The sequence below is a fragment of the Campylobacter concisus genome (assembly GCF_902460895.1).
Classification (GTDB): Bacteria; Campylobacterota; Campylobacteria; order Campylobacterales; family Campylobacteraceae; genus Campylobacter_A; species Campylobacter_A concisus_BC.
The window spans coordinates 7,338-9,231 of the sequence record NZ_CABPVL010000005.1 but is presented as its reverse complement, the minus strand read 5'-3'; the positions used below and the strand labels follow the sequence as shown (position 1 = coordinate 9,231).

Genomic DNA, 1,894 nt, shown 5'->3' with positions numbered 1-1,894 from the left:
TAAGGTTCATAAGATATATTCTTAACAGCATAAGTATCATTAAATTTATTTGTGAAATACTTATGAAGTATTAGTTCATAAGACCTTTTTTGTTGTTCGTAGGTGGCTCCGTTTGGAGCCATAGATATTAAATTTATTCTTTAATCCTTTATATTATGTTCTTTAGCATAGCTTAATATCTTTTGCCTAATATCTTCTGGGAAGCTATCTCTATACATCACTGGTGTTAGAGGATTTAGCTTTTTATCTAATTTACCAGCCTCATATAGTCTTGTTAGCTCTTCTGGTGTGTTGTAGTATGGTGCATTAGGATATCCCTCTGGTGGGGTTAGGGACATTATTTTAGCTTCTAGGAGAGTGGAGTCTATATAGAGATCAATATCCCTTTCTGTCATTTTATTTGGAAATCCTTTTTTATCAAATCTAGTTGTAAAATGAGGCATTTCAGCTTTTAAGTAAGACATAAATTCTTCCCTTGTAGTCTCATTTGCATCTAGGTCTCTAGGGTCTAATAATTTACCTTCGTCTTCTACAAGCTCTCTTAAAAATTTATGTGTTGTTCCTTCTGGATCAAATGCCACACCATTTCTATTAAAATCCATCACGAAGTAGTTCCCTACTATCTCATCTAGATAAGGTATCATTCCATATTCATCTAGCGGGGGATTTTTATATAAATTCTCAAATTTTATTTTTGTTTGTAAGTCTTTATTTGAACCCGATATATAAGATGAAGAAGAAAAGTATCTAGCTAGTACTTTTAAAGCATCTACATCTCCTAGTTGAGCTGCTAAAAATACTGCTTGTCTGGCTCTTGTTTTAAAGCCTGAGTTATTTAATACAGTAGCTGAAGAAAACGATTGTCTATCTCCTAACATACCTGCACAAATTCTCCACTCACCATTAAATAATCTTGATTTAAGTGTATTTTTATTTCTATCTACTTCATCATAAATTTCAGCATACTCTGGCTTTGTTAGTTTGCCATTACTATCTACTCTACCTATGGCATCTTCTGGTATATCTATCATGGTGCATTTTAGATTACTTCTTTTTACTAGATAGATATATCTATCTCTCTTATCTTTTAAACTTTCATAGTAGGCTTTTTCTGTTTTAGTCCAAGGAGATAGTTTAGTAGAGCTTGGTTTATAGCTAATGTCTAGCCATGGTTTAAATGATAGATAATCTGTTTGACCTAGAGAATTTGGTTTAGGGTTATAGTATAGAGGTTTATAGTTTTTATATGGAGATGAGTCTAGGATGGAGCGGGCTTCTAGAAGCATTTGAGAGTGCTCTTTTACACCTATAGTCTCACTTCCGTAATCGAGCGGAGAAACTGATAAATTTGTCTTTTTATCAAATGGTATTTCCATTCCATTTGGTGCTATAACCGTATATGTATTAGTGTTATCCATTGTTTTTCCTTTATTTATAAATAATGCTGATATTGCCGCTACTAAAATAGCTATGATGATAAATATGATCTTCTTCATCTCTTATCCTATATATAGACCATCTTCCATAACTATGGTGGTGGCTAAGCGACCAATTAGGCGAGGAGGGATATTCTCTTTAGCCTTATCTTTTAAATCAACTTTACACCCCACATACATACCCTTTACATTGTTGTTTCCTATAACATCTAATGCTTTTAGTAGTCTTCTTGATTTATTATCTACCTCTGAGCCAAAGGTGTTTAAATTTCCATTTTTAAAGTCTTCTAGTATCTCCATAGCTTCGTTGTATTTGTCTATTGGTAGGTCAGTACCTTCTTCTACACCCTGACTATATAAATCATAAATTTTACCTCTTTGTTTTATATCTATTGAGTTTGATGGACTTATTGTAAGCAATGTTTTAACTCCTTGTAGCATAAGCTCTTTTGGTGAAT

General features: G+C 32.8%; 1 protein-coding gene and 1 pseudogene. Both read right to left on the bottom strand.

Going from position 1 to position 1,894, the window contains the following annotated elements; translation table 11 throughout:
* Positions 1-140: 140 nt before the first annotated feature.
* The gene (locus F3G98_RS09315; protein ID WP_149726083.1) at positions 141-1,496 is read right to left on the bottom strand and encodes a thioredoxin reductase; all 1,356 of its coding nucleotides are present in this window, start codon (positions 1,494-1,496) and stop codon (positions 141-143) included.
* 3 nt (positions 1,497-1,499) lie between these two features.
* Positions 1,500-1,894, bottom strand: a pseudogene (locus tag F3G98_RS10535) (hypothetical protein); the annotation flags it as partial.

Coding starts and splice junctions, on each gene's coding strand:
- F3G98_RS09315 (WP_149726083.1), bottom strand. CDS start 1,496: ATGAAGAAGATCATATTTATCATCATAGCTATTTTAGTAGCGGCAATA.